The organism is Leptolyngbya sp. AN10, from assembly GCF_050565645.1.
GTDB lineage: Bacteria > Cyanobacteriota > Cyanobacteriia > Leptolyngbyales > Leptolyngbyaceae > Leptolyngbya.
Genome location: NZ_JBNXVP010000003.1, coordinates 82,640 through 105,880, shown reverse-complemented (window position 1 = coordinate 105,880; position 23,241 = coordinate 82,640). Strand labels below are relative to the sequence as shown.

25 protein-coding genes are annotated in these 23,241 nt (G+C 46.4%); 11 read left to right on the top strand and 14 right to left on the bottom strand.

Going from position 1 to position 23,241, the window contains the following annotated elements; genetic code table 11:
- The 4 genes from ACQ4M5_RS05280 to ACQ4M5_RS05265 form a co-directional block, all read right to left on the bottom strand.
- Positions 1 to 1,176, bottom strand: coding sequence for a CheR family methyltransferase (locus ACQ4M5_RS05280; protein WP_430674564.1), 1,176 nt, complete (start codon positions 1,174 to 1,176; stop codon positions 1 to 3).
- Positions 1,173 to 1,661: a chemotaxis protein CheW gene (locus tag ACQ4M5_RS05275; RefSeq protein ID WP_430674563.1), complete on the bottom strand. Its 489-nt coding sequence runs from the start codon at positions 1,659 to 1,661 to the stop codon at positions 1,173 to 1,175. The genes ACQ4M5_RS05280 and ACQ4M5_RS05275 overlap by 4 nt, the downstream gene beginning before the upstream one ends.
- A gap of 150 nt (positions 1,662 to 1,811) precedes the next feature.
- Entirely contained in the window at positions 1,812 to 3,254 is a 1,443-nt protein-coding gene (locus ACQ4M5_RS05270; RefSeq protein ID WP_430674562.1) for a mechanosensitive ion channel domain-containing protein, read from the bottom strand.
- Positions 3,255 to 3,473: 219 nt separating this feature from the next.
- Positions 3,474 to 4,721: a metallophosphoesterase family protein gene (locus tag ACQ4M5_RS05265; protein ID WP_430674799.1), complete on the bottom strand. Its 1,248-nt coding sequence runs from the start codon at positions 4,719 to 4,721 to the stop codon at positions 3,474 to 3,476.
- Positions 4,722 to 4,861: 140 nt separating this feature from the next.
- Between ACQ4M5_RS05265 and aspS the strand changes: the two genes are divergently transcribed.
- Positions 4,862 to 6,658: an aspartate--tRNA ligase gene (aspS, locus tag ACQ4M5_RS05260; RefSeq protein ID WP_430674561.1), complete on the top strand. Its 1,797-nt coding sequence runs from the start codon at positions 4,862 to 4,864 to the stop codon at positions 6,656 to 6,658.
- On the opposite strand, the gene ACQ4M5_RS05255 is transcribed toward aspS, so the two are convergent.
- The 3 genes from ACQ4M5_RS05255 to ACQ4M5_RS05245 are packed head-to-tail and all read right to left on the bottom strand — an operon-like array spanning position 6,655 to position 8,529.
- Positions 6,655 to 7,044 carry a DUF2887 domain-containing protein gene (locus tag ACQ4M5_RS05255; RefSeq protein ID WP_430674560.1) on the bottom strand — a complete coding sequence of 130 codons (390 nt, stop codon included), beginning with the start codon at positions 7,042 to 7,044 and terminating at the stop codon, positions 6,655 to 6,657. The genes aspS and ACQ4M5_RS05255 overlap by 4 nt on opposite strands.
- 33 nt (positions 7,045 to 7,077) lie before the next feature.
- Complete coding sequence (locus tag ACQ4M5_RS05250) at positions 7,078 to 7,758, bottom strand: cysteine hydrolase family protein (RefSeq protein ID WP_430674559.1); 681 nt, start codon at positions 7,756 to 7,758, stop codon at positions 7,078 to 7,080.
- A gap of 6 nt (positions 7,759 to 7,764) precedes the next feature.
- A complete protein-coding gene (locus tag ACQ4M5_RS05245) occupies positions 7,765 to 8,529 on the bottom strand; it encodes a hypothetical protein (protein ID WP_430674558.1) in 765 nt (254 codons plus the stop codon).
- 214 nt (positions 8,530 to 8,743) lie between these two features.
- On the opposite strand from ACQ4M5_RS05245, the gene phoU reads away from it, so the two are divergent.
- The gene (gene phoU, locus ACQ4M5_RS05240; protein ID WP_430674557.1) at positions 8,744 to 9,415 is read left to right on the top strand and encodes a phosphate signaling complex protein PhoU; all 672 of its coding nucleotides are present in this window, start codon (positions 8,744 to 8,746) and stop codon (positions 9,413 to 9,415) included.
- Here phoU and ribE read toward each other — a convergent pair.
- Positions 9,412 to 10,074 carry a riboflavin synthase gene (gene ribE, locus ACQ4M5_RS05235; protein WP_430674556.1) on the bottom strand — a complete coding sequence of 221 codons (663 nt, stop codon included), beginning with the start codon at positions 10,072 to 10,074 and terminating at the stop codon, positions 9,412 to 9,414. The genes phoU and ribE overlap by 4 nt on opposite strands.
- A 351-nt stretch (positions 10,075 to 10,425) precedes the next feature.
- On the opposite strand from ribE, the gene ACQ4M5_RS05230 reads away from it, so the two are divergent.
- A complete protein-coding gene (locus tag ACQ4M5_RS05230; RefSeq protein WP_430674555.1) occupies positions 10,426 to 10,932 on the top strand; it encodes a bifunctional nuclease family protein in 507 nt (168 codons plus the stop codon).
- A 6-nt stretch (positions 10,933 to 10,938) separates the two neighbouring features.
- Positions 10,939 to 12,033 (top strand): aldo/keto reductase, encoded by a 1,095-nt coding sequence (locus ACQ4M5_RS05225; protein WP_430674554.1) that lies wholly within the window; start codon positions 10,939 to 10,941, stop codon positions 12,031 to 12,033.
- An 83-nt stretch (positions 12,034 to 12,116) separates the two neighbouring features.
- On the opposite strand, the gene ACQ4M5_RS05220 is transcribed toward ACQ4M5_RS05225, so the two are convergent.
- From ACQ4M5_RS05220 to ACQ4M5_RS05210, 3 genes are read right to left on the bottom strand one after another with little or no spacing between them, the layout of a single operon-like run.
- A complete protein-coding gene (locus tag ACQ4M5_RS05220; RefSeq protein ID WP_430674553.1) occupies positions 12,117 to 12,458 on the bottom strand; it encodes a hypothetical protein in 342 nt (113 codons plus the stop codon).
- Complete coding sequence (locus tag ACQ4M5_RS05215; RefSeq protein ID WP_430674552.1) at positions 12,446 to 13,012, bottom strand: hypothetical protein; 567 nt, start codon at positions 13,010 to 13,012, stop codon at positions 12,446 to 12,448. Before ACQ4M5_RS05215 ends, ACQ4M5_RS05220 begins: the two co-directional genes overlap by 13 nt.
- A gap of 2 nt (positions 13,013 to 13,014) precedes the next feature.
- Positions 13,015 to 14,823 (bottom strand): proline--tRNA ligase, encoded by a 1,809-nt coding sequence (locus ACQ4M5_RS05210; RefSeq protein WP_430674551.1) that lies wholly within the window; start codon positions 14,821 to 14,823, stop codon positions 13,015 to 13,017.
- A 102-nt stretch (positions 14,824 to 14,925) separates the two neighbouring features.
- Here ACQ4M5_RS05210 and ACQ4M5_RS05205 point away from each other — a divergent pair, with 102 nt between their 5' ends.
- The 7 genes from ACQ4M5_RS05205 to ACQ4M5_RS05175 all read left to right on the top strand — a co-directional run bounded on the left by ACQ4M5_RS05205 (position 14,926) and on the right by ACQ4M5_RS05175 (position 21,432).
- Complete coding sequence (locus ACQ4M5_RS05205) at positions 14,926 to 16,167, top strand: MFS transporter (protein ID WP_430674550.1); 1,242 nt, start codon at positions 14,926 to 14,928, stop codon at positions 16,165 to 16,167.
- Between the two features lie 36 nt (positions 16,168 to 16,203).
- Positions 16,204 to 18,024: an ATP-dependent zinc metalloprotease FtsH gene (ftsH, locus tag ACQ4M5_RS05200; protein WP_430674549.1), complete on the top strand. Its 1,821-nt coding sequence runs from the start codon at positions 16,204 to 16,206 to the stop codon at positions 18,022 to 18,024.
- A 391-nt stretch (positions 18,025 to 18,415) separates the two neighbouring features.
- A complete protein-coding gene (locus ACQ4M5_RS05195) occupies positions 18,416 to 18,667 on the top strand; it encodes a DUF433 domain-containing protein (RefSeq protein ID WP_430674548.1) in 252 nt (83 codons plus the stop codon).
- Positions 18,651 to 19,010 (top strand): DUF5615 family PIN-like protein, encoded by a 360-nt coding sequence (locus tag ACQ4M5_RS05190; RefSeq protein WP_430674547.1) that lies wholly within the window; start codon positions 18,651 to 18,653, stop codon positions 19,008 to 19,010. The genes ACQ4M5_RS05195 and ACQ4M5_RS05190 overlap by 17 nt, the downstream gene beginning before the upstream one ends.
- Before the next feature lie 93 nt (positions 19,011 to 19,103).
- Positions 19,104 to 19,463 carry a hypothetical protein gene (locus ACQ4M5_RS05185; RefSeq protein WP_430674546.1) on the top strand — a complete coding sequence of 120 codons (360 nt, stop codon included), beginning with the start codon at positions 19,104 to 19,106 and terminating at the stop codon, positions 19,461 to 19,463.
- Between the two features lie 57 nt (positions 19,464 to 19,520).
- Positions 19,521 to 20,279 (top strand): tetratricopeptide repeat protein, encoded by a 759-nt coding sequence (locus ACQ4M5_RS05180; RefSeq protein ID WP_430674545.1) that lies wholly within the window; start codon positions 19,521 to 19,523, stop codon positions 20,277 to 20,279.
- Positions 20,280 to 20,328: 49 nt separating this feature from the next.
- On the top strand, positions 20,329 to 21,432 hold the full coding sequence (locus ACQ4M5_RS05175) for a saccharopine dehydrogenase family protein (RefSeq protein WP_430674544.1): 1,104 nt from the start codon (positions 20,329 to 20,331) through the stop codon (positions 21,430 to 21,432).
- Here ACQ4M5_RS05175 and ACQ4M5_RS05170 read toward each other — a convergent pair.
- Genes ACQ4M5_RS05170 through ACQ4M5_RS05160 form a run of 3 tightly spaced genes read right to left on the bottom strand, consistent with a single transcriptional unit; the run spans position 21,421 to position 23,101 of the window.
- Positions 21,421 to 22,236 (bottom strand): TlyA family RNA methyltransferase, encoded by an 816-nt coding sequence (locus ACQ4M5_RS05170; protein ID WP_430674542.1) that lies wholly within the window; start codon positions 22,234 to 22,236, stop codon positions 21,421 to 21,423. The two genes, ACQ4M5_RS05175 and ACQ4M5_RS05170, sit on opposite strands and share 12 nt — an antisense overlap.
- A gap of 2 nt (positions 22,237 to 22,238) precedes the next feature.
- Positions 22,239 to 22,916, bottom strand: a complete 678-nt coding sequence (locus ACQ4M5_RS05165) for a class I SAM-dependent methyltransferase (protein WP_430674541.1) — start codon at positions 22,914 to 22,916, stop codon at positions 22,239 to 22,241.
- A gap of 5 nt (positions 22,917 to 22,921) precedes the next feature.
- The gene (locus ACQ4M5_RS05160; protein ID WP_430674540.1) at positions 22,922 to 23,101 is read right to left on the bottom strand and encodes a hypothetical protein; all 180 of its coding nucleotides are present in this window, start codon (positions 23,099 to 23,101) and stop codon (positions 22,922 to 22,924) included.
- Positions 23,102 to 23,241 lie beyond the last annotated feature (140 nt).

Below are 23,241 nucleotides of genomic sequence, written 5' to 3'. Positions count from 1 at the left end.
CTAAGGGTTTAACTTTCCAAGGCGTTGTTGAAGGATCTTTGCACCACTGAGATCGCCGCGACCCTCTTTGATCAAGGCAAGCGAAACTAAAGCATCATAGTGATTGGGATTGAGATACAGCGCTTTTTGGAAATAGCGTTCAGCATGATTTATTTCAGCTTTCACCTGATGCAAGGTTCCCAGGAGCGTGTACACTTCAGCATCGGTACAATCTCGCTGTAGATGCGCCTGACAATGCGCGATCGCGGCTTCAATTTGTCCAACATCTGCATACTGTCGAGCAAGTTCTAGATCAGTGGGATTCGCGGCTTGTTTTCGAGGGCTTGATCGAATGATGCTCGGTTTCACAATTGTTCGATCGAGAGTTTGCTGTACTTCTGTACACTCAGAACGGCTCGGTTTTGTGGCTGGATCTGTTTTCTGAAACGCGAATGTAAATGGTTGCCGCACTGATGTAAATCGGTTTCCTGGTACTTTCGCTGTTTCTGATGCTCCGACAAATAACAATCCATTCGGTAACAATAACTGTTCTAATGTGTTGAAGACTTGAGTGCAGGCAGCACGCTCTAAATAAATCAGTAAGTTACGGCAGAAGATTACATCATAGGTAGGCTGAACGTTTGAGAATGCTGTGAGGAGATTTCCCTGACGGAAGTTCACGGTTTTGCGAATTGTAGGATCAATTTCATGCCCTTCTTTCGTCGATCGAAAATACCGATCGCGATCAATCCAAGCTTCACCGCGAAATGAGTTTTTGCCGTAAATTCCTCGCTTTGCTTTAGCGATCGCAACCTTACTGATATCGATCGCATCAATGCTAAAACAATCGATCGATAGTCCTGCTTCAATCAGTGAAATCGCGATCGAGTAAGGTTCTTCCCCGGTCGAACAAGGTGCACTTAACACCCGAACGGTTTTAAGAGAGCGCGATCGCACCGATTCAATCAAAAACTCGAACGGCTTGCGATCGCGAAAAAAATAGGTTTCTGGAATAACAATCTGTTCGATCAATGCTTCGAGTGCTTGTGGCGATGAACACAAGACATTGAAATAAGCATCAATATCAGTCGAATCACACTGTGTTGAAATCGCTCTCATAAGATTGCGGGTTCCAATGATTTCAACATCAATCCCGATCGTTTGACTCAGTAGGGTTGCGATCGCGCTCATGCTCATTGGAGTTGTGCCTCTCTTGCTGCAAAGTAAATTTGCTGCACGTCGGCAAAAAGTCGATCGACATGAATCTGCTGAATCATACCGCGTTCATCTAGAATCATTCCACCGAGATACGGAGCCGCATTCATGTGAACCGTTTTCGAGTTCACAAACTCCGCTTTGGACTTATCCAGCGTTTGGATGACTTGTTCAGCAAGCAATCCCAGATAAGGCATCGCCGTTTCTTCGGATGATTTCACAATCATGATGCGCGTACTTAATTGAAATCGGCTTGATACGCCTTGAATCAGATGAGACAGATCGACAACGGGCGCGATCGTGCCTCGATAATTCAACAGTCCTGCAACATACTGAGGCACATGGTGAAGCTTCCTCAGTGGCACACTGGGAATGACCTCAACCACACGAGAACTTTCGATCGCATAGGAATCTCGCCCCACAGAGAACAATAACAGCAGCATCTCAATGCCTCTGATTTGTGACACTGCCAGTGTTCCCACGTCTACTTCATCAGAAACACATCAATTCGCTCAATTCCTCAGTATCACTTCGGAGAATATCGTAGTTTTGCGGAACTGAATTTCTCCGTGGCACTTCGGAGATCGAGGTATTTTCTCGTAGTCGTCCGATTAAAGCTAGATGCCGAAAATCGATCGAATACGGTTGCGGATTTGAATCAGTGGCGGTTCTTCTTGGCTTCCCACCTTAATGCCCAGACGCTCTAAAGTGTCTTGTCGCTGCACTAACTCTTCTGAAATTCGATCGGCTAACTCTTGATGTCTTCTAAGTAAGCTTTGCAAATTCCCACGATCGACGACAAACAGCATTGTTTCTTCTAATGTTTGCAAGGTTGCAGTTCGCGGCGTTCCCATCAACAAAGACATTTCCCCGATAAACTCTCCAGCCTCGCGAACTGCTACATGCTTCCCGATCGATTCCACAATCACATCTACTGAGCCAGACAGAATGATGTAGAACGAGTCCCCCGGATCATTCTCGCGGCAAATCACTTCACCAGATGGAAGTTTCTTTTGGTAGCCTTCTTCGATGATGTGTCTGAGTTCAATATCGCTCAGGTTGGCGAAGTAGCTAACTTTGCGAAGTAACTCTTTGAGAGTGATCGCAGTCGATCGCGTTATTTTCTGATTCGTGGCGAGTTCTTCAACAGGAATCGAAGCCGATATCTGACGAGCATTCTCGACACTGATCATCATGCGATTGCTCGCATAAGTGATGCCATAGTCACGGAACTTTGCTTGCACCAGAAACAATAAAGCACTTTTGATCGAACTTCTGCGCCTGGGTTGCGTAATCCAAAATTCCATCTCAAACTGAAACGCACCGTTATCAATTCCTCTGAAAAAAACTAAAGGCTTGGGTGAAGCAACAATGTTCGGTTCTTCATGAGCTGCGGCTAACAAGGCTTCAGTTACCAGCATTGAATCATTCGTGTCTGCAACTGCAATTTGAATTGAAATGCAGCAGGTTGGATCTTGGTGTGTCCAGTTGATCAAGCTATTGTTCGCAAGACTACTATTCGGTACGAATACGGTGAGTCCGTTTCCGGTGCGAATCATCGTCGATCGCAGTGAAATTCGCTCGACGGTTCCGAGAATGGCTCCCACTTCGACAAAATCACCCACTCGAATCGGTTGCTCTAGCAGCAAAATAACGCCACTGATAAAGTTATTGGCTAAATTCTGTAAGCCAATCCCGATTGCTAACCCGATCGCGCCTGCAAACACCGTCAGCGAACTCAGGTTAATTCCAGCAGAATCGATCACTAAGAAAACTCCAGCGATCGAGATAATGTAGCTTGCCAACGAAGACAGGGATTCACGAGTGCCAAGCTCTAATCCAAATCCTGGGAGAATGCGCTTCTTGATGACTTGCTTAACGACGCGCGAAAATATAAGTACACATCCGATTTGGAGAACGAGCAGCGCCAAAGCCGCAAAAGAAAGTCGAATTCCTCCAATTTGTACCAAAGTAAAATTGAACAATCCTAAGAAGTTGTTCACGAGAACGGGTAAGCTTGCATCTTCGCTAAGGATTGCGAAATGAATAGAGTCGATCATGATGTTCAGGGAAAACGATTTTCTGCCAGAATTCCCTGATTTCACTCGCTGCAAATCACTGAAAGCTGACCGACGATCGCTTTTAAGTCAAAGAACTTTATCAAGGTTTCGAGCGATGTTTCAGGATGAGTTGGAGTGGTCTGAGCGATCTGTTTCACCTACGCGATCGTATTGCCGCTGCACTCTGGGCATAACGCCATCTGCTCTGAGCAGCTTTGATTAATTTCCCAATAGTTCCTCGACGAATTGATAAAGCTCATCTTCCGATCGCGCTTCTAACTGCATTTCTTTCAATCCAATCAATCCTTTGGCGAGTTCGTTAGCTCGATTCTTATAGTGATTGTGCGCCGTTAGCAAGTCCGTGAACACTTCTTGTTCGATCTGAGTTCTACTGGCATCTTCAGCAAGTGGAGACGCATATTCCACCGCATCCGCTTCGTATTTGAGCAGGAACACTAAGGCTTGACTTAACTGTTTGAGATGCTGCTGGAGAGTACGAATGTCGAGATCTAAGCGATCGAATCCCACTTGTCCCTCAATTCGGAGTTCTACCATTGGCTGAATCTCTGGATCAAGTTCACCAGATTGAATCACAGATTGTACAAGCGCGATCGAGCTTTGTTCAATCTCTTCAGTGCTTTCTTGCCCTCGTGCTTTGAGCTTCAATCGCACCCAAGGACGTTGATAGTAATCGGTCTTCAATTGAGCATCAATTCCTTGTTCGCTCAGTTCAACTAGAAATACACCGCGTTCATAGTTCGCTTCTTCAACACTATTCGCTTCAGTTGATCCAGGGTTAAAGATCCAACCTTGCTCGGTGTAGCTCTTATGAATGTGCCCAAGTGCTAGATAATCGACTCCTGCTTCTTTGAGTGGAAGGAGATCTGTGTAGCGCATGGCTCCTTGATATCTTGCAATCTGACCTTCTAGCCCTTGGTGAAATAGCATTACTGTGTGATCAGGACTGGGTGGAAGTTGTTGGATAGCTTCTGCCAAATGCTCGATCGCTCTCGGTGCTGAAGCGCCATACCACCGCGATCCCAAGATTCGCACCCCACAAGCGAGATCAATGTAGCCGCCCGCTTTTCCATCCCACGGCTCATACACCATCCCTTCTTCAGCGCGATCGGGTTCGAGCAAAATGACTAAATCATCCTCAGCTAAATATTTCAGCCAGTTCGTCACTGTTCCGTAAGGGCGATTATCGTGATTGCCCTCGATCGCGATCGTCGGAATTCCAGCTTCTCTCAACAATTGAAAACAGACCTTAGCTTGGTTGAGAATGTTCGGCTGAATGATTCGGTGTTCAAATAAATCGCCCGCGATAATCACAAAATCGACTTCGGTATCGATCGCATATTTTCGCAGCGCATCTTCAAACGCCCAATAAAAATCCTTGGTGCGTTCTTTGCTGTCGTAGCGATCGAATCCTAAGTGAACATCAGCAAGATGAAGAAATCGCGGCATAGTCTTGACCACATCAGCAAGAACAAGTTTACTGCTAATTTCCCGATCGTGCTGACTTAAAAATAGGGCGATGCGATCGTGCCACGGATACGGCATAATGAGGAGGTTTTCAAATTTTCAGCCCTAACTTTCAAAGCGATATGCGTACTCTGTACTGTGGTCAATTACGAGCGAGCAATATTGGTGAAACGGTCACTCTCTATGGATGGGTGGATCGGCGGCGTGACCACGGGTATGTGATTTTTATTGATCTACGCGATCGTGAAGGCATTGTTCAAGTCGTGAGTGATCCCGATCGCACTCCGAATTCTTACAAAGCAGCAGGCGATCTGCGAAACGAATATGTGATCAAAATCGTTGGACGAGTCACTAAGCGTCCGGATGAATCACTCAATCCAAAGATTCCAACCGGAGAAGTTGAAATCTACGCAGACGAAATCGAAATTCTCAATGCCGTTCGTAAACAGCTTCCCTTCCAAGTGTCTGCGGCTGAGAGTGAATCGGTACGGGAGGAACTGCGGCTGAAATATCGCTATTTAGATCTGAGACGAGATCGCATGAGTCGCAATCTTCAACTGCGGCATCAGTTGATTAAATCAATGCGGCGATTTCTTGAAGACAGTGAGGGATTCGTCGAAGTTGAAACGCCGATTTTGACTCGATCGACTCCCGAAGGTGCAAGAGACTATCTCGTTCCCTCACGGGTAAATGCAGGTGAATGGTATGCGTTGCCGCAATCGCCGCAGTTATTTAAGCAGTTGTTGATGGTATCGGGACTCGATCGCTACTATCAAATTGCTCGTTGTTTCCGCGATGAAGATTTGCGGGCAGAACGTCAGCCTGAATTTACGCAGCTTGACATGGAAATGAGCTTCATGACTCAAGACGAAATTCTCGATCTGAACGAGCGCTTAGTTTGTCACCTGATCAAGACAATCAAAGGTGTGGAAATTCCGCGTCCGTTCCCACGGTTAACTTACGCGGAAGCAATGGATCGGTACGGTAGCGATAAGCCCGATACCCGATTTGGATTAGAGCTAGTCAATGTTTCCGATGTGGTCGAAGACTCTGGTTTCAAAGTCTTTTCCGATGCCGTGAAAAAAGGTGGACTCGTCAAAATTCTGCCGATTCCAAACGGGAATGATGCCATCTCGAATGTGCGAATCAAGCCCGGCGGCGATGTGTTCAAAGAAGCCTCCGAAGCGGGAGCCAGAGGACTCGCTTACATTCGCGTTCGAGAAGATGGCGAGATCGATACGATCGGCGCAATCAAAGATAATCTTTCCGAAGCTCAGAAACAAGAAATTCTCAAGCGCACCGAAGCCAAACCGGGACATCTCTTATTGTTCGCGGCGGGCGATGCAGCGACCGTGAATAAAACCCTCGATCGCTTACGTCAATATCTCGGCAATGAACTCGGCATGATCGATCCGGACAAGATGAATTTGCTTTGGGTCGTAGATTTTCCAATGTTCGAGTGGAATGCTGACGAGAAAAGATTAGAAGCCTTGCACCATCCGTTCACTGCCCCACATCCAGACGATGTAGACGATCTGAAAACTGCTCGTGCTCAAGCTTATGACCTAGCCTTTAACGGCTTTGAAGTTGGGGGCGGCAGTGTGCGGATTCATCAACCGGAACTGCAAGCGAAGGTGTTTGAAACGATCGGCATCTCTGAAGAGGAAGCGCAGAACAAATTCGGCTTCTTGTTAGAGGCATTTGAATATGGTGCGCCGCCTCATGGGGGATTGGCTTATGGAATCGATCGGTGGGTGATGTTGCTCTCCGGTGAAGAGTCAATCCGCGATGTAATTGCCTTTCCGAAGACGCAGCAGGCGCGTTGTTTACTCACAAGTGCTCCTTCTAGCGTCGATGATAAACAATTGAAAGAGTTGCACGTGGCTTCTACTTTCAAGCCCAAACTAGGTACAGCTTAACTGGCGCGAGAATTGGTCAAGCGATCGCTGTTCAAGTGAATGGCGATTTTCTCTTGTAAACTTGCGAAAACTGTTTCACCGTCTATAACAACCGCTTGCCAATCTGAGGAATAGTCTCGATTGCGGTAGAAGTAGAGCATCGATTCCCCAAACATCCGCTCGTAGAGTTTGTCATCTTTCTGCATTTGTACTTCTGCAAAAAAGACAGTTCCAGGGGGATCGGATTCTGGAGGCAAGAACACGCCATCAATCTCAAATCTTGGTTCTTTTACCGCAACAGATTCAAAACGATATTGCTGTAATTGTTCAGGCGGATTTTCTAGAAATTCAAAGAGTAAGCTGGGCGATTGGCGAAACAAAGCGTAAAAGATCGAATCTCGGTGCATGAAACGCCCTGTGAAAAACTTAATTCAATTGTACTATTTTTCTTTTAACGATCGCAATCCTTCCAGCACTTGATCAGTTGTCGCAGTCCAGCCCACAATTCCACCTTGCGCCCGTACCATCTCTAAGGTTGCTTGCTTAAATTCAGGGAAATAGCTCTCGGTTGCATCCTCAACCAGCAAACATTCATATCCTCGATCGTTTGCCTCTCGCATCGTGGTTTGAACACAAACTTCAGTCGTCACGCCTGCAATGAGTAAATGCGTAATATTCCGCGCAATCAATTGCACTTCTAAATCAGTGTTGTAGAACGCACCTTTTCCTGGTTTTGGAATTAGGACTTCTCCGGGAAGTGGTGCAAGTTCTGGAATAATTTCGTTACCCGGTTCTCCTAAGATTAGAATCCGTCCAAGCTTGCCAGGATCACCGATCGATAAGTTTCCTCGTCCCCGTTTCAGCTTCGATTGGGGACAGTCGGATAAATCCGATCGATGTCCTTCCTGAGTGTGAAAAATCGGCAGATTCATTGCTCGACAGCCTTCGAGGAGTCGCTTTACCGTGGGCACGATCGCGTTTGCGCGATTCACATCATTTCCCAAGGCTTCCCCAAATCCGCCTGCTTCTAAGAAATCGCGCTGCATATCAATCACAATGAGCGCAATTTCTGATTCGGTGGGTAGCTCGTACTCGTAAGGCTGTGCGGCAATGGATGGCATAAGTGTTTAGAAGGGAATTCCCTGTCCTTTCGACGGTAACGCTTTGAGATAGTGCAAGAATTCGATCAGTTCATCTTCATCAAGTTCTGCACGAGTTTTCTTTCCGTAGGTGTCTTGAAGATATGTGCTTCCTTGTTTCTTTGTCCAGCCAATTCGTTCGATTTCCGTACCGATTTGGGCGATCGCATCGGATAAATCGATCGGTTCGGGTGCAGGCGGTTCAACCTCATCGTCCTCAAAGTCAGGTGTAAATTCTACTGGCTCACGAGTAAATTCTACAGGTGCAGACTTAATCTCTGGCATATCTAAGCCAGGAAACGATAACAAATCAGGCACAGAAGGCGGTTCGATCGATTCTTCTTTCTTCTTGCGGGTCGCTTTCTTCGGCAAATCTGGAACTAACGTTTCCACCGCAGGCAGCGAGATTTCAGAAATGTCAGCCGTGACACTCGGTTCGACTTCTTTTCTGGGTTCGGGTTCAGATCGTGCCGACACATCAAACGTCGTCGCGCCTCCGGTGGGAGAAATTCCCAACACTTCCATTGCTCGAACTCGTGCCCGATCTTCTGCCACTTCAATTTTGTCAGCGGCAGCCATTCCGGTCGCCATCGTCGTCGTACCGACTTGAACGATCGCTCTTACCACGAATTGCCCGTCATGGATCTGAACTAATTCCGATACCAGTGCTCCTTGAGGAAATCGGCTCCGGAGTTGGGCAAACAGGCTGTGACCTTGAGAATAAGCAGCGAAAGACTCGTCGGGTGAAAACATAGCAGAATTTGTCGGGATAAGGTTCGCGATCATTATTTTAGAAGTGGTAGGGAATTTGATTGGAAAGTCTATAGGTTACTAGATCCTGTCCGAAATCGATCGCACTAAAATGAAAATCATAGAAACGTTTTTTACAACACCTGACTTCCCAAAGTTCTGTTGTTATAGTTAAACGTTCGTTGCCCGTTCCCCAGATTTCTCGGTCTAAGAATCAATGTTTTATAAAAACGTGCCAGAGGGTCAAGAACCGATTCGAGTTCAGTTTGAACGTCAGATTAAACGGATTCAGCGTGATGTTCTCCGCATGGGTGCGTTAGTGGAGCGCTCCTGTTGTCTGGCACGAGAGGCATTATTTGAACGAAATCTTGAAGCAGCCGACCAAATTCGCAAACTGGATAAGAAAATCGATCGACTCTACAAACAGATCGAATTGGATTGTGTCAATACGATCGCGCTTCAGTCTCCAGTAGCTCAAGATTTAAGACTCCTCAGCGCCTTGATGCAGTTAGTTCGCGATCTAGAACGCATCGGAGACTATGCCCAAAATCTAGGGGATGTTGCGATTCAATTATTTCCGTACCCCGAATCGCCACACATGGGACAAATTCGCCAAATGTTCGATCGATGTCGTGCAATGTTGGCGTTGAGTTTGGAATCGCTGTCCGATCTGAATGCTGAATCGGGTTTAGATGTCCGCCAGCGTGATGATGCAGTCGATTTGGATTATGAAACGTTGTACAACCTGTTAGCGCGTCAGTCGGATGTAAAAGGAATGATCGAACCGATCGTGCTTCAGGTTCTCGTGATTCGTCATTTAGAACGCATGGCAGATCACGCCGCGAATATTGGCAAGCGAGTCGCTTACATCGTCACTGGAAAGCGTTAGAAATAACCATGTTCGGCTAGAAACTCCGTCGAAATACGATCGGGTACTTCCGTCCCAGGTTTGCCCCCCCGCAAAAATTTTTCCACATACTTGCCTAAAATATCGCCCTCAAGATTTACCCAATCTCCAGGCTTCAACTCCGACAAATTCGTTTCGGCATACGTATGGGGAATCACCGCTACCGTGAACCATGATCCATCTGATGCACAATTCGCGATCGTCAAACTAATCCCATTCACCGAAATACTTCCTTTCGGCAAAATATATCGCGCCACCTGTTCACTTTCTGTCTTAAACAGAATTTCCCAAGAAGTTGCGGTCTGAGTCGCAGATTCAAACGTGCCAATCCCATCGACGTGCCCGGTAACAAAATGCCCTCCAAGCTTGCTTCCGACTCTTAGAGAAGTTTCTAGATTGACCGATTTCGCGCCGCTTGCTGATTGTCCTAAAGTCGTCCGATTTACCGTCTCAGGAGACACATCCGCGACAAATCCATCCTCTAAAATCTCCGTCACTGTCAGACACACGCCATCGACCGCGACACTATCGCCAAGCTCCAAACCCTGCACAATCGCTGTCATGTGCGACCCGGAAATTCTTACCTGCTCAGGATTCAGAATCACCAAGCGACCCACCGTTTGAACCAATCCTGTAAACACGAGTCTTAATCCTTTTTACAAATCAATCTGGAATTGGGAATAACCGTCCCCATCTAGGCTTCATCAATTTTTGAGAATCCTGATAGACATGCAACCTTAGACAGATTACAGTCTAAAATCACAATATGGCTTTGGACTTGTTTCATATTCCTCTTGAAAAAATGATGAAATCGGGAAGTCTTCTTTATTTTGTCAAATTCTGAGAGAGATCATTTAGGATCAAGTTCAAGATCAACAGACCGTAACGGCATCGCTCGACCACAATCCCGCTCCCGGATTCGATCGGTACGTTCACCTGATGACCGATATCTCCCACCCTTACTATGCTTCCGGAGTTCTAGAGGCTACACCATGATTGAAATGAAGGTTGCGGGCATTGCGTTAGACGCGCAGACTCGAAGCCCGATCGTATTGCTCAAAGATGCAACCGATCGACGAGCGCTTCCCATCTACATAGGTCCCGATCAAGCAAAAGCGATCGTTAGCGTTTTGGAAGGTCAAGTGCCTCCACGCCCGCTAACTCATGATTTGATGGTGAATTTTCTCGAAGCGTGGCAGATGACCGTCGAGAAAGTCATTATTCACTCCTTACAAGATAATACGTTCTACGCAGTTTTGATCGTGATGCAAGGTGATGTCCGTCGCGAAATTGATTCCCGTCCCAGTGATGCGATCGCGATTGCACTCCGCACGAATAGCCCCATTTGGGTGATGGAAGAAGTCGTTGCGGATGCGTCTATTCCGGTCGATCGAGATGCGGATGAAGCCGAACGTCGAGCTTTCCGAGAGTTCTTATCGAACCTTAGCCCAGATGAACTGATTCAACGAGGACGATTTAGCAGCGGGGAAGCGCAGTAGTTTCTAATGCAATATCGTCGATTCGGTCAGACGAATCTTCCTTACTCGATTTTTTCGCTCGGTACGATGCGCTGTTTAGCCTCTTCTCAAGTGATGCAGCAAACCGTCGAACGAGCGATCGAGCTTGGAATTAATCACATTGAAACCGCAAGAGGCTACGGAAAAAGTGAGGAGTTTTTGGGGATGGCATTGCGATCAGTGAATCGCGATCAAATTTTTCTCACGACGAAACTTCCACCGAGTTTAGATGCTGCACAAACTGATCAATGGATTGATGAATCTTTACAGCGCCTTCAAGTCGATTCGATCGATTGTCTTGCGATTCACGGCTTAAATACTTGGGAACATCTCGATTGGGTTGAGAATGGCTCAATCAAAGCGATCAAGAACGCGATCTCAGATGGACGAGTTCGACATGTCGGCTTTTCGACACATGGATCGCTCGAATTGATTTTGGCAGCGATCGAGACCAATTTATTTGAATTCGTCAATTTACATTATTCGTTCTTCTTTCAACGGAATGCTCCCGCGATCGAGCTTGCTCATCAGAAAGATATGGGCGTTTTCATTATTTCGCCTGCGGACAAAGCGGGAATGCTTCACACACCCCCGCAGACTTTGATCGATCTCTGTGCGCCATTTTCGCCGCTAGAGTTCAATTATCGATTTTTATTGAACGATTCAAGAATTACGACGTTGAGTTTTGGAGCCGCGAAGCCTGAAGAATTAGCATTTCCTGATTTGGATCAAGACTTGAGTATTGCAAGGGCGATCGACAAATTGAATGCTAGAACAGCGATCGATCCTGATCAATGCAGCCAATGTTTTGCCTGTTTACCTTGTCCCGAATCGATCCACATTCCTGAAGTTCTCCGCTTGAGAAATCTAGCCACTGCTTATGATATGACTCAGTTTGGAGAATATCGCTATCGCATGTTCGAGAATGCGGGGCACTGGTTTCCGGGTAACAAAGCAAATCGCTGTACGGACTGTGGCGATTGTTTGCCGAAATGCCCAGAGAAATTGGATATTCCGAAATTATTGCGGGAGACACACGATCGATTAAACGGCAAACCTGGACGACGATTGTGGCAGGATTAAGTCCTTTATTTGAGGATTGGATACACATGCCACACTTCTTATTCTTGGAATGCTAATGCTTTCCACTAAGCTGAAGTTGAGTTTCAAATTGCTTGCCGATGCGAATAGACTTCATCCAATAACAAATCACGTAGCTCATTAGCAATATCATCTGGCGGATTACCTGCTAAAGCTCGACCGATTAGCCGTTCTGCTTCTCTAAGTTCATCACACTCTAACGCCAAAACCGCTGCACTTCGATGCAACACAGAGCGCGTTGGCTCTAACTCAAACTGATTTGCCACTAAATTTGATGCTGCCCGTTCTTTCTCAAATGCTGCTCTAGTCAACTCGGCAGTCTGAGCGGAGTCGCCGCGCTGTCGGGCTAATACTGCTTGGTCTACCAAAGCCATTGCCTCTTGATGGAGCGTTTCTACGTCCTGCATTTTTCGACAATCCGCGATCGAGGTGTACTAAATTCGACGATAGACACATACTCAGGGGCGACTGGATCTGAAGGAGTAATTTGCTTTAGTTTCATCTTAACTCTGGATTGCAGCATCGTTTCAGTGCCCCGACGAATCCCCGACACTTCCAGCCGCGCTTTTCGCTGAAAGAGCGACTCTGAATCCGCGATGGAACCTAGCCAGAAATCAAACCCGAAACTTTTACCCTTAATAGAGCGTTCAATCACAGTTAGCCCTGTGAGGAATGGCATGACGAGCGCGGCAATTCCGTAAGCTCCGTACTCGGTAGTAACTTCCTGATCAGCTTGAAATCGGCGAATGGTATCGTCGATCGCTGTCCAATGAAGCTCAATTTCACTCGATTGAATGCCGTCAATTTGAAGCAGGACGCAGTTTTGATGTCCCTGATCCTCTAGACAAAAGGCTGCGGCTTCTGCACACATCGCCCCGAATGTGACAGACCATCCAGGACGTTCTGCTTTCTCTTGGCGGAGGTCATCAAGATGAAGCGAGGAAAGTTGTTTTGCTTCCATCTTTACGGACGAGTTGCATTTGCGATCGCATCTTTCAAGGTCGAAACGACATCACCGATCGCAATTTCCTGAACGGCTTTGGTCGATCGCTCTACCATTTCAACTTTGCCATCTTTGAGCGATTTGCCAGTCACAATCCGGTAAGGAATTCCAATCAGTTCAGCATCTTTGAATTTGACTCCTGCACGTTCATTGCGATCGTCTAATAAAGTTTCGACTCCTGCTTGATTTAGTTCGGCATACAGTTTTTCTGCGGTGCTGACTTGATCGGCATCGTTCACATTTGGAATCACAACGATCGCATGGTAGGGCGCGATCGCAACGGGTAGAACAATTCCATCTTTGTCGTAGGATTGCTCGATCGCGGCTTGAGCCAGTCTCGACACTCCGATTCCATAACAGCCCATGACTAAAGGCATTTCTTCGCCTTGCTCATTGGTATAGGTTGCGTTCATCGCTTCTGAGTACTTGGTTCCGAGCTGGAAAATGTGCCCGATTTCGATTCCTCTGGCAGTTTTCAGCGTTTGAGACGGATCGTGAATTGAGCGATCGCCCACTCTCGCTTTTCGTACATCGACAACGAGATCCGGTTTTTGGAATTCTTTGCCCCAGTTTGCTCCAACGACGTGATAACCCGATTCGTCTGAGCCTGTGACAAAGTTCTCTAACTCGGCTGCGGTTTGATCCAAGAAGCGAACAAATTTGGGAGAGATATCTTTTGTCGATCGAATATAACTATCCGAAATTCCGGGAGAGATGTAACCCAAAGGTAACGATTTTTCTGCCCATTTTTGTTGAGCTTCGGCATCAGGAACGGTGAGAGAAATGACTGTCTTTGCGTTAAAGCGATCGGCAATTTTAGTCAGTTCATTCTGCAATTTCACATCGTTTACATCTTGATCGCCTCGGATGTGAACGAGTACTAATGCAGTCATTCCACTATCAAATACCGCCTGATAGAGAACATTTTTAACAACGTTTGTGGCAGAACATTCAAAGAATTTGCAGAGTTTCTCGATCGTTTCGGTTCCAGGAGTTTCGCGCTTTTCGTAACTCGTGAACGGTGAACGCTCAACATCGGATGGAAGTGCGATCGCTTTCTCTACATTCGCTGCATATTTGCCATCTTCGGTGTAGAGAACTTCGTCCTCTCCTGCTTCTGCCAGCACCATGAATTCTTGAGATCCTGATCCGCCGATCGCACCCGAATCGGCATCTACCGCACGAAACTCTAAGCCTGTTCTGCGAAGAATGTTGCAGTAGGCATCGTGCATTTTTTCATAGGTTTTTTTCAGTCCAGCTTCATCAGCATCGAAAGAATACGCATCTTTCATGATGAATTCTCGACCGCGCATCAAGCCAAATCGAGGACGAATTTCATCGCGGAATTTGGTTTGAATTTGATAGAGATTTTGCGGCAATTGGCGATAGGAACGAATCATGTCACGAGCGATCGTCGTAATCACTTCCTCATGAGTCGGACCCAGACCCAATTCGCGATCTTGTCGATCGACCAACGCAAACATAATTCCTTCTGCCTTGGTATACGTGTCCCAGCGACCGGATTCTTTCCACAATTCCGAAGGCTGCAACTGAGGCAGTAAACATTCTTGTGCGCCTGTGGCATTCATTTCTTCGCGCACGATTTGAGAAATCTTTTGCAACACGCGCCACATCAGCGGCAAATAGCTATAAATCCCGCTACCAATCCGCCGAATATATCCCGCTCTAACCAAAAGCTTATGGCTAGGGATTTCTGCCTCGGCGGGATCTTCCCGTAACGTGACAAATAGCATCTGAGATAGCCGCATCGATCGTGCCCTTCGTTTGAAAAAACATTCTTTATTCTAGAGGGTTCGTTGAACAAATCTATGGTGGTTTAGATTAAGGCAAGATTCTCTGGCATTTTGGTCATGAAACTCACGCTTCCGGCACTACGATCGAGAAATTATCGGCTATTTTTTGCAGGACAAGGAATTTCACTGATCGGAACTTGGATGACGCAATTGGCAACGGTTTGGGTTGCGTATCAATTAACTGAGTCAGCATTTGTTTTGGGATTAGTGGGCTTTATGGGGCAGGTTCCGAATTTCTTTCTTGCTCCGTTTGGAGGATTACTTGCCGATCGCTTCGATCGACGTTCTTTATTAATCGCGACTCAAGCCTTCTCAATGGTGCAATCGCTGTTATTGGCTGGTTTTACTTTGAGCGGAACAATCAATCTTTGGCTGTTGTTGGGCTTGGGATTTCTTCAGGGATTGATAACTGTCGTAGATGCTCCGACTCGACAAACGTTTGTAAAAGACATGATCGAGCGTCGGGAAGATCTGGCAAGTGCGATCGCGCTTAATTCCACGATGGTAAATGGCGGACGATTACTCGGTCCCGCGATCGCAGGAATTGTGATTGCCAGAGTCGGTGCAGGCTATTGTTTCTTGATTGATGGACTAAGTTACATTGCTGTGATTGCTGGATTGTTACTGATGCAAATTAGAGCACAGCCGCGATCAATGAATCAATCTCGTCCACTTCAAAGCATTCGAGAAGGATTTAACTATGCGTTTCGATCGACTTCTATTCGATCGATTTTGACCTTGATGGCGATCTTCAGTCTGATGGTGATGTCGAATACGATTCTTGCTCCAGTGATGGCGCTTCAAGTTTTGCGTGTCGATGCTCATACGCTCGGATTTTTACTTGCAGCATCAGGCATTGGAGCGTTGATCGGCGGAGGTTATATGAGTACTCGATCGACGGTTGTTGGATTGAATCAAGTGATTGCGATCGCGCCAATCCTCGCTGGAATCGGATTGATTTGCTTTGGACTATCCACACAAGTTTGGTTGTCTATTCCAGCAATGATGCTCACTGGGTTCGGAACGATTCTGCAAATTTCTGCCAGTAACACAGTCCTGCAAACGATCGTGGAAGATGATAAACGAGGACGGATTATGAGCTTGTTTACGATGTCTTTTTTAGGAATTGCACCATTTGGTCAGTTGTTAGCAGGAACATTAGCAACCGCAATCGGTGCTTCTAGCACATTGATGCTGAATGGTACAGTTTGCATCTTGGCAGCATTGCTCTTTGCAAAGCAGTTGTTTAAATTGGATCTCAGTTCTGAAGCAGCGGGAATCCGTCTCAAACAATCGTAGGAGCCATACCTGAGTTACGGTAAACCCGCGTCGATCGTGCGGTTACTGCCTCTGTCGATCGTACAATTGAACCTTGAAAATAAGCACAGAAGCTCACACCTTCTAACAGTTCCTCATCAACGCTCCACAAGCATGAACACGATTTCTCAAGCTGCTTACAGCGAATTTCTGCAACAAGTCCAAGCCCGACAAATTGCACAAGTTACGATTAAAGTCGATCGCATCGAATATAGTCTCAAGCCCGAATTTGGAGGACAGCGTTACTACACGATTAGCGATCGTTCTCAAGCCAATCTCCCGAACTTACTTCGTAGTCAAGGAATTTCTTTTGTCGATGAGCGAGTTTCTGCGGGTAACATCCTGGGATTATTGCTTTCGATGGGAGCGATGGCGGGTGTACTTGTTTGGTTAACAAAATTCAGTCAAGCAGGCGGCGGAATTGGTGGACTCACTGGAATTGGTAAGAGCAAAGCGAGAGTCTACAGTCAGGGCAAAACTGGGATGAAGTTCGCGGATGTTGCGGGCGTTGATGAAGCAAAACAGGAATTGCAAGAAGTTGTCGATTTTCTGAAGAACGGTGAGAAGTACCGCAGAATTGGCGCAAAGATTCCGAAAGGTGTGTTGCTAGTTGGACCTCCTGGAACGGGTAAAACTTTGCTGGCGAAAGCGGTTGCAGGAGAAGCAGGCGTTCCATTCTTCAGCATGTCAGGTTCGGAGTTTGTTGAATTGTATGTGGGAGTGGGTGCTTCTCGTGTCCGGGATTTGTTCCAGCAAGCGAAACGGCAAGCTCCCTGCATTATTTTCATTGATGAATTGGATGCGATCGGGAAATCTCGCGGTAATTCCAATTTCAATGGCAATGATGAACGTGAACAAACTTTGAATCAGCTATTGACCGAAATGGATGGATTCAATGGCAATCAAGGGGTCATTCTCATTGCAGCCACTAATCGCCCTGAAATTCTCGATCCTGCATTGCGTCGTCCGGGTCGCTTCGATCGACAAGTGTTAGTCGATCGTCCTGATAAAAGCGGTAGAGAAGCCATCTTACGGGTGCATTCTCGTGCTGTGAAATTGGGGGAAGATGTTGATTTAAATGCGATCGCAGCTCAAACGGTAGGATTCGCAGGTGCAGATTTAGCAAATTTGGTCAACGAAGCGGCATTGATGGCAGCCCGCCAAAATCGCCAAGCAGTGTTAATGGCAGACTTTAGAGAAGCGATCGAGCGTGTGATTGCTGGATTGGAAAAGCGATCGCGAATTCTCTCTCCATTGGAGCGTCAAACGGTTGCATATCACGAAGTTGGTCATGCGCTAGTTGGTGCATTGATGCCGGGAGGTAGCAAAGTTACAAAAATCTCGATCGTGCCTCGTGGATTGGGTGCTTTAGGCTATACCTTGCAATCTCCTGAAGAAGATCGATTTTTGCTAATCGAAGATGAACTGCGTGGACAGATTGCAACTCTACTCGGTGGACGAGCAGCAGAAGAGATTGTCTTTGGTAAGGTGTCGAGTGGTGCAAGTGATGATATTCAAAAAGCAACCACGCTGGCAGAACGAGCAATCACACAGTATGGAATGGGTGAAACCTTGGGACCGATCGCATTTGAAACTCAGCAATCCCAGTTTCTTGAGAGTGGCAGTACCCGTCGATCGATTAGTGCAGAAGTGGCTTCGGAAATCGATCGATTGATCAAACAAACGATTGATCAATCCTATACAACGGCATTGTCGATTCTGCGACACAATCTATTGCTACTCGAATCGACGACTCAAACTCTGTTAGGAACTGAAGTGCTGGAAGGCGAACAGTTACAGCGAATTTTGGCACAGGTGCAAATGCCGGAGAAAATCTAGGATGGGAGTGCGATCGCAAGAGGGAAGGGATTTTGCGATCGCGTCTCATACAAAAGCAGCATGATTCTTAGAGTACGATGTTGTTAGACTCTGACTTGCCTTACCGCAGAGGGTTTGTAAATTTTGACGTGTTTGTTTACCCGCGATTCCGCCCGGAAATGAATCTCCGGGCTGATAGAGGGAACCCCACTAAAGTGGGCTGAAATCGAACTCTTAGGGGGCTTCAGCCTCCTTTCACCCATTAGCCCGGAGATTCCATTTCCGGGCGGACTGCAACGAAGCGGGAAATCCAGAGCCACGCAAAATTTTGGACATACTCACCGCAGACTCAGAATCAAATTGGAGTTGCGTCCATTACAATCAGTCCAGTAGGATAATCCACCTTTCTTTTATGGCAGTTCAAGACACCCTACAACGCTATCGACTGATTCATTCTGACCCAGAGATTATGAGTGGAATGCCTGTTTTTATAGGAACTCGTGTTCCAATCCAAACCTTCTTCGATTATCTAGAGGGTGAAAACGGGCTTGCTGAATTTGTTGAAGACTTTCCATATCTACAATCCCAAGCCATTCAAGTCTTGGAAATTATTGCGAAAACTCTAATCGAACAGGAACGCAACGCCAGTGCAGGTTCTACTTGACGAGAATTTGTTGAGCAAAAAACTCAAACGTCCATTAGTAGAAGCTGGATACTTAGTTAGTAATGTAGATGATATGGGCTGGCGAGGATTCAAAGACCGTGAGATTCTTGATCTAGCAGAAGCTCATCCCTTCGATATTTTCATCACTGCTGACAAAAATTTGATTTATCAACAAAGCTGGATACAGCGATCGCTAAGGCTTATTATTCTTGATTCAAGTAGTACACGCCCTAATCATCTATTACCACTGTTTGTGCAATTGAGTTCCTTGCTCCCGCAGATTCCCACTGGAACTGTAATTGCTATCAATGACGCAGGCGACATCAATCAGATTCATCCCTGAAAAGGACACAAGAATCAGCAAGGTACAGTCACCTAAATCGAGGAGAGCAGTAGTAAATTTGCGATCGCTTCCTACACTGTCAACACATAATCTATGTCTCGAAGAAATACACCAAATCCGGTTAATCAGGGAGCTTTGATTGCATTTGCTTCCAACATTGTTGCTGCTGCAATTTATTATTTGATCACAGTTGTATTGCTCCAAAGTAAGCTTGTCTATTCCCCTTCATTACCTTGGGCGAAGCAACTGTTTAATCTCTGTATGTTGCTCTTTTGGGGAATCGGATTTTCGCAAATTATTCATTTACTCCCAATCTCGCTCTGGCTCCGACGACAGCGACAATCTGAAACGCTCAAAGGGCTAATGATTGGAGCAATTACCACCTGCTTACTTTGTGGAGGCTGTTTTGTAATATTCTCTCAAGCTGTGTTTTACTATCTCCTAATGCGCTAGTGGTTGGACACTCTGAAATGAAATGCTAAATTGGATTCACCTTTGTGAGTCTGCCGTATGTCGAATCCCCTCTCCACGACCTCAGAGCCATCTTCGACCCCGATTTCGATATCTCCAAGTTCGCCCGTTGTCGGTTGGAGCATTGTCGCGATCGCTCTGAGTATTGCGATCGCAAGTCAATCTCTACAGAAAAATCGCTCCAAATCTCAGCTTGATCCTTATCAGCCGTTACCCTTTACGCAACCGCTTCAATGGCTTGGATATGGGAAGCAACTGGAGAAGGCAAAGGACTTAGAAGGCGCGATCGCAGTTTACGATCAAGGTTTGAAACAGCATCCGAATGAGTTTCGACTCTGGCACGAACGCGGACTGGCATTGGCGAAACATCAACGGTTTGAGGAAGCAATTCAGAGTTACGATCGCGCTTATGAGTTGCGTCCGGACTGTCGGGATTTGGCACATGAGCGAGGCGATGCACTCTTGCAGCTTGGACGGTATGAAGAAGCGATCGTATCTCTCGAATTTTATCTGCGGTATGTTCGAGAAAGTGCTCATATCTTTAGTGACATTGGAATGGCGCAGTATCGGTTGGGAAGATACGAAGAAGCACTACGATCGCTGAATGCCGCAATTGGAACTGCTCAGCGTGATCCTTATTCTCTGACTCAGGCAAGATACTATCAAATCGAAACCTTGCGGCAGCTAGGACGATTGAACGAAGCATTTCAAGTAGCAAAAGAAGCAATGAAAGAAAGTTCTGACCCGTATTTCAAGGCGCAATATGAAGCATTGCAAAGTCAGACGGGAATTCGCTAACAGCCTAGCTCTACAATGAGAATCAGAAACGTAACGCGCAGATTCTCTCATGACAAAGCAAGTTCTTATTCTCGGTGGTACAGGTCGCATCGGGAGCAAAGTTGCCGCTGATTTGATTGCTCATACTTCGGCAGAAATTACGATCGCAGGACGCAATTTAATCTCTGGAGCAGAGGCAAGTCGGCAACTGGGAGAACGAGTCAAATTTATCGCGATCGATTTGTTTACAGGAGTGGGATTAAAAGAAGCGATCGCGCAATCTGATCTAGTAATTCACTGTGCGGGACCGTTTCACTATCGTGATGCGAGTGTGTTACAAACTTGCATTGATCAAGGTGTGAACTATATCGATGTCAGTGATCATCCGTCATTTACTCGGAAGGCATTGGCTTTTCGATCGAATGCTGAATCTGCGGGTGTTACCGCAATTATTAACACTGGAATTTTTCCTGGTATTTCTAATAGTATGGTTCGGCGTGATGTTGAACAGTTAGACCATGCGGAAAAAATTCATTTAAGTTATGTCGTTGCGGGTTCAGGTGGCGCAGGTGTGACTGTGATGCGAACGACGTTTCTCGGATTACAGCGACCGTTTGAGGCTTGGATTGGTGGGGATTGGCAGATAGTGAAGCCGTATAGCGATCGAGAAGTCGTAGAATTTCCGAAATACGGCAAAGTTGGCGTTTACTGGTTTGATATGCCCGAAGCCTTTACACTGCCCGATACTTTTCCGGTAAAGACTGTCATTACTAAATTTGCAACGGTTCCAAGGTTTTATAACTATCTCACTTGGAGTGTGGCGCGTTGGTGGCATCCGCGATTATTGCAAACAAAAGCAGTGATTGAATTTCTATCTTATGTCAGCCACTCTATGACCGATGTAAGCGATCGCTTTAGTGGCATTGGTGTGGCGATTCGATCAGAAGTCACTGGAGAAAAAGAGGGTCGATCGATGCGCTGTGTTTCAACCTTGACCCATCCAGATACGGCAGTTTCAGCAGGAATTGGAACCGGAACAGTTGCAGAATTGTTGCTATCTGGGGAATTGAAAAAGCCTGGAGTTTGGGCGATCGAGCAAGCGTTACCGACAGACTTGTTTGATAAAGCGATGCAAAATCGAGGAATTGAAATTCAACAAGAGTTAATGGAGTAAAGCTTTCTGGGCGGATTGTACCAATTGTTTGATCTGATCGAAATCGGGTGTAGTCGTTTCAGGATTCGATCGCATCCACAGTAAAAATTCAATGTTTCCAGCAGGACCTAAGAGCGGCGACCAAGTGAGACCTTGATAATACCAACCGAGCGATCGAGCAGATTCCAAAACTTGCACGATCGCGCCCGTTTGATCTTTCACATCGCGAACAACGCCTTTTTTCCCAATACGATCGCGTCCCACTTCAAACTGAGGTTTTACCAGCAAAATCACTTCTTTCGGTAGCTGCAACAATTCCCAAAGTGCAGGCAGGATTTTAGCGAGTGAAATAAACGAAACATCGACTACACCTAAATCTGGAATTGGTTGATCATCGGTGTACAACTCTTCAGGTTTAAGATGCCGAATGTTTGTTCGTTCTCTCAAAATCACCCGTGGATCTTGGCGCAAACTCCAAGCAACTTGACCATACCCGACATCAATCCCATAGACTTGTTTTGCACCAGATTGCAGCAAACAATCGGTAAAGCCACCTGTTGAAATGCCCCCATCCAAACAAACTCGATCGCGAACTTCGATCGAGAATTCCTGCAAGGCTTTACTCAGCTTTTCACCGCCACGAGAAACAAAGGGCGATCGCGCTTTAATATCGATCGTGGCATTGATTTCGACTTCAGTTCCAGGCTTATCGATTAACTGTTGAGCAACGCGAACTTCACCCGCCTGGATCAGTCGTTGAGCTTGTTGGCGAGAAGTGCAAAGAGCGCGATCGACGAGCAGTGTATCAAGCCGTTGTTTAGGCATTGTTAAAACGTCACCTTGTATAACTGAAATAACTCTCCAGGAAGTGTCTTCGCAATCTTGCCGCCTTCAGATTGAATGAGTTTCTTCCAGTCTTCGAGGGATTCAAGAAAAACCTCTGTTCCTAAGTAAGTTTCGAGAATTGCCCAACTTTCAGATAGAGGCGCGTCGGGATCAAGCACGTCGAAAATGAACACTCCACCCGGTTTGAGGACTCGTTTCACTTCGGAGATTACTTGGCTCCAATACTCGATCGATGAATAACAACTCACGCCAGTTGAAACCACATAATCAAACTGATTTGCCTCGTAGTCCAATTGATGAGCCGCTTCCAATTTCACGCCCTTAAACAGTTTGGAATTCAGTTGAGGAGCGCGAGCATTCATCGCATCACACGCAACTTTGCTGACATCTTGACCGAAATAGTACGCATTCCAATCTCGCCAGTTGTAAATTAAAAAACCAACGCCGCAACCAATATCGAGACAGCGTTGATTCTTCTGAGGTTGAGCGAGTTGCCAGAATGGAGAAGTCGTTTTGGCTTGGAGTTGTCCCGACACCCGTTCTCGGAAAATGGGCATCGATTCAATTTCTTCGGGCAGCGCGATCGCTTCACCGCGATATTCTCGGTTAAAGCGATCGGCGATCGCCACAAGTTGTGGATTCCAGTCTTGTACAGTCAAGTGTTTTAGCCTTTGAGTGCGCGAGTGAAGTTTTGGCGGTAAGAACGATTAAACATCAAAGCGGGCCAAAGTAATGCTAAATACACTTTGCCTTGACTGAAATTGGTGCGTCGAAATCCTTTCCAGAATCGATAAGCGCCAACCACATAAACCGCCAAAGCGACAAACAGAAGTAATTTGACCATACAACCATCCTTCGATCGATATAGTTCAAATTTTAGCAATCGAAATTCGGAGATGGGGGAGTGGGGAGTGGGGGGTAGGGAAACGAAATATCACATCCCACTCCCCACTCCCCACATTCCCGCGATTGCTAATAATTGTG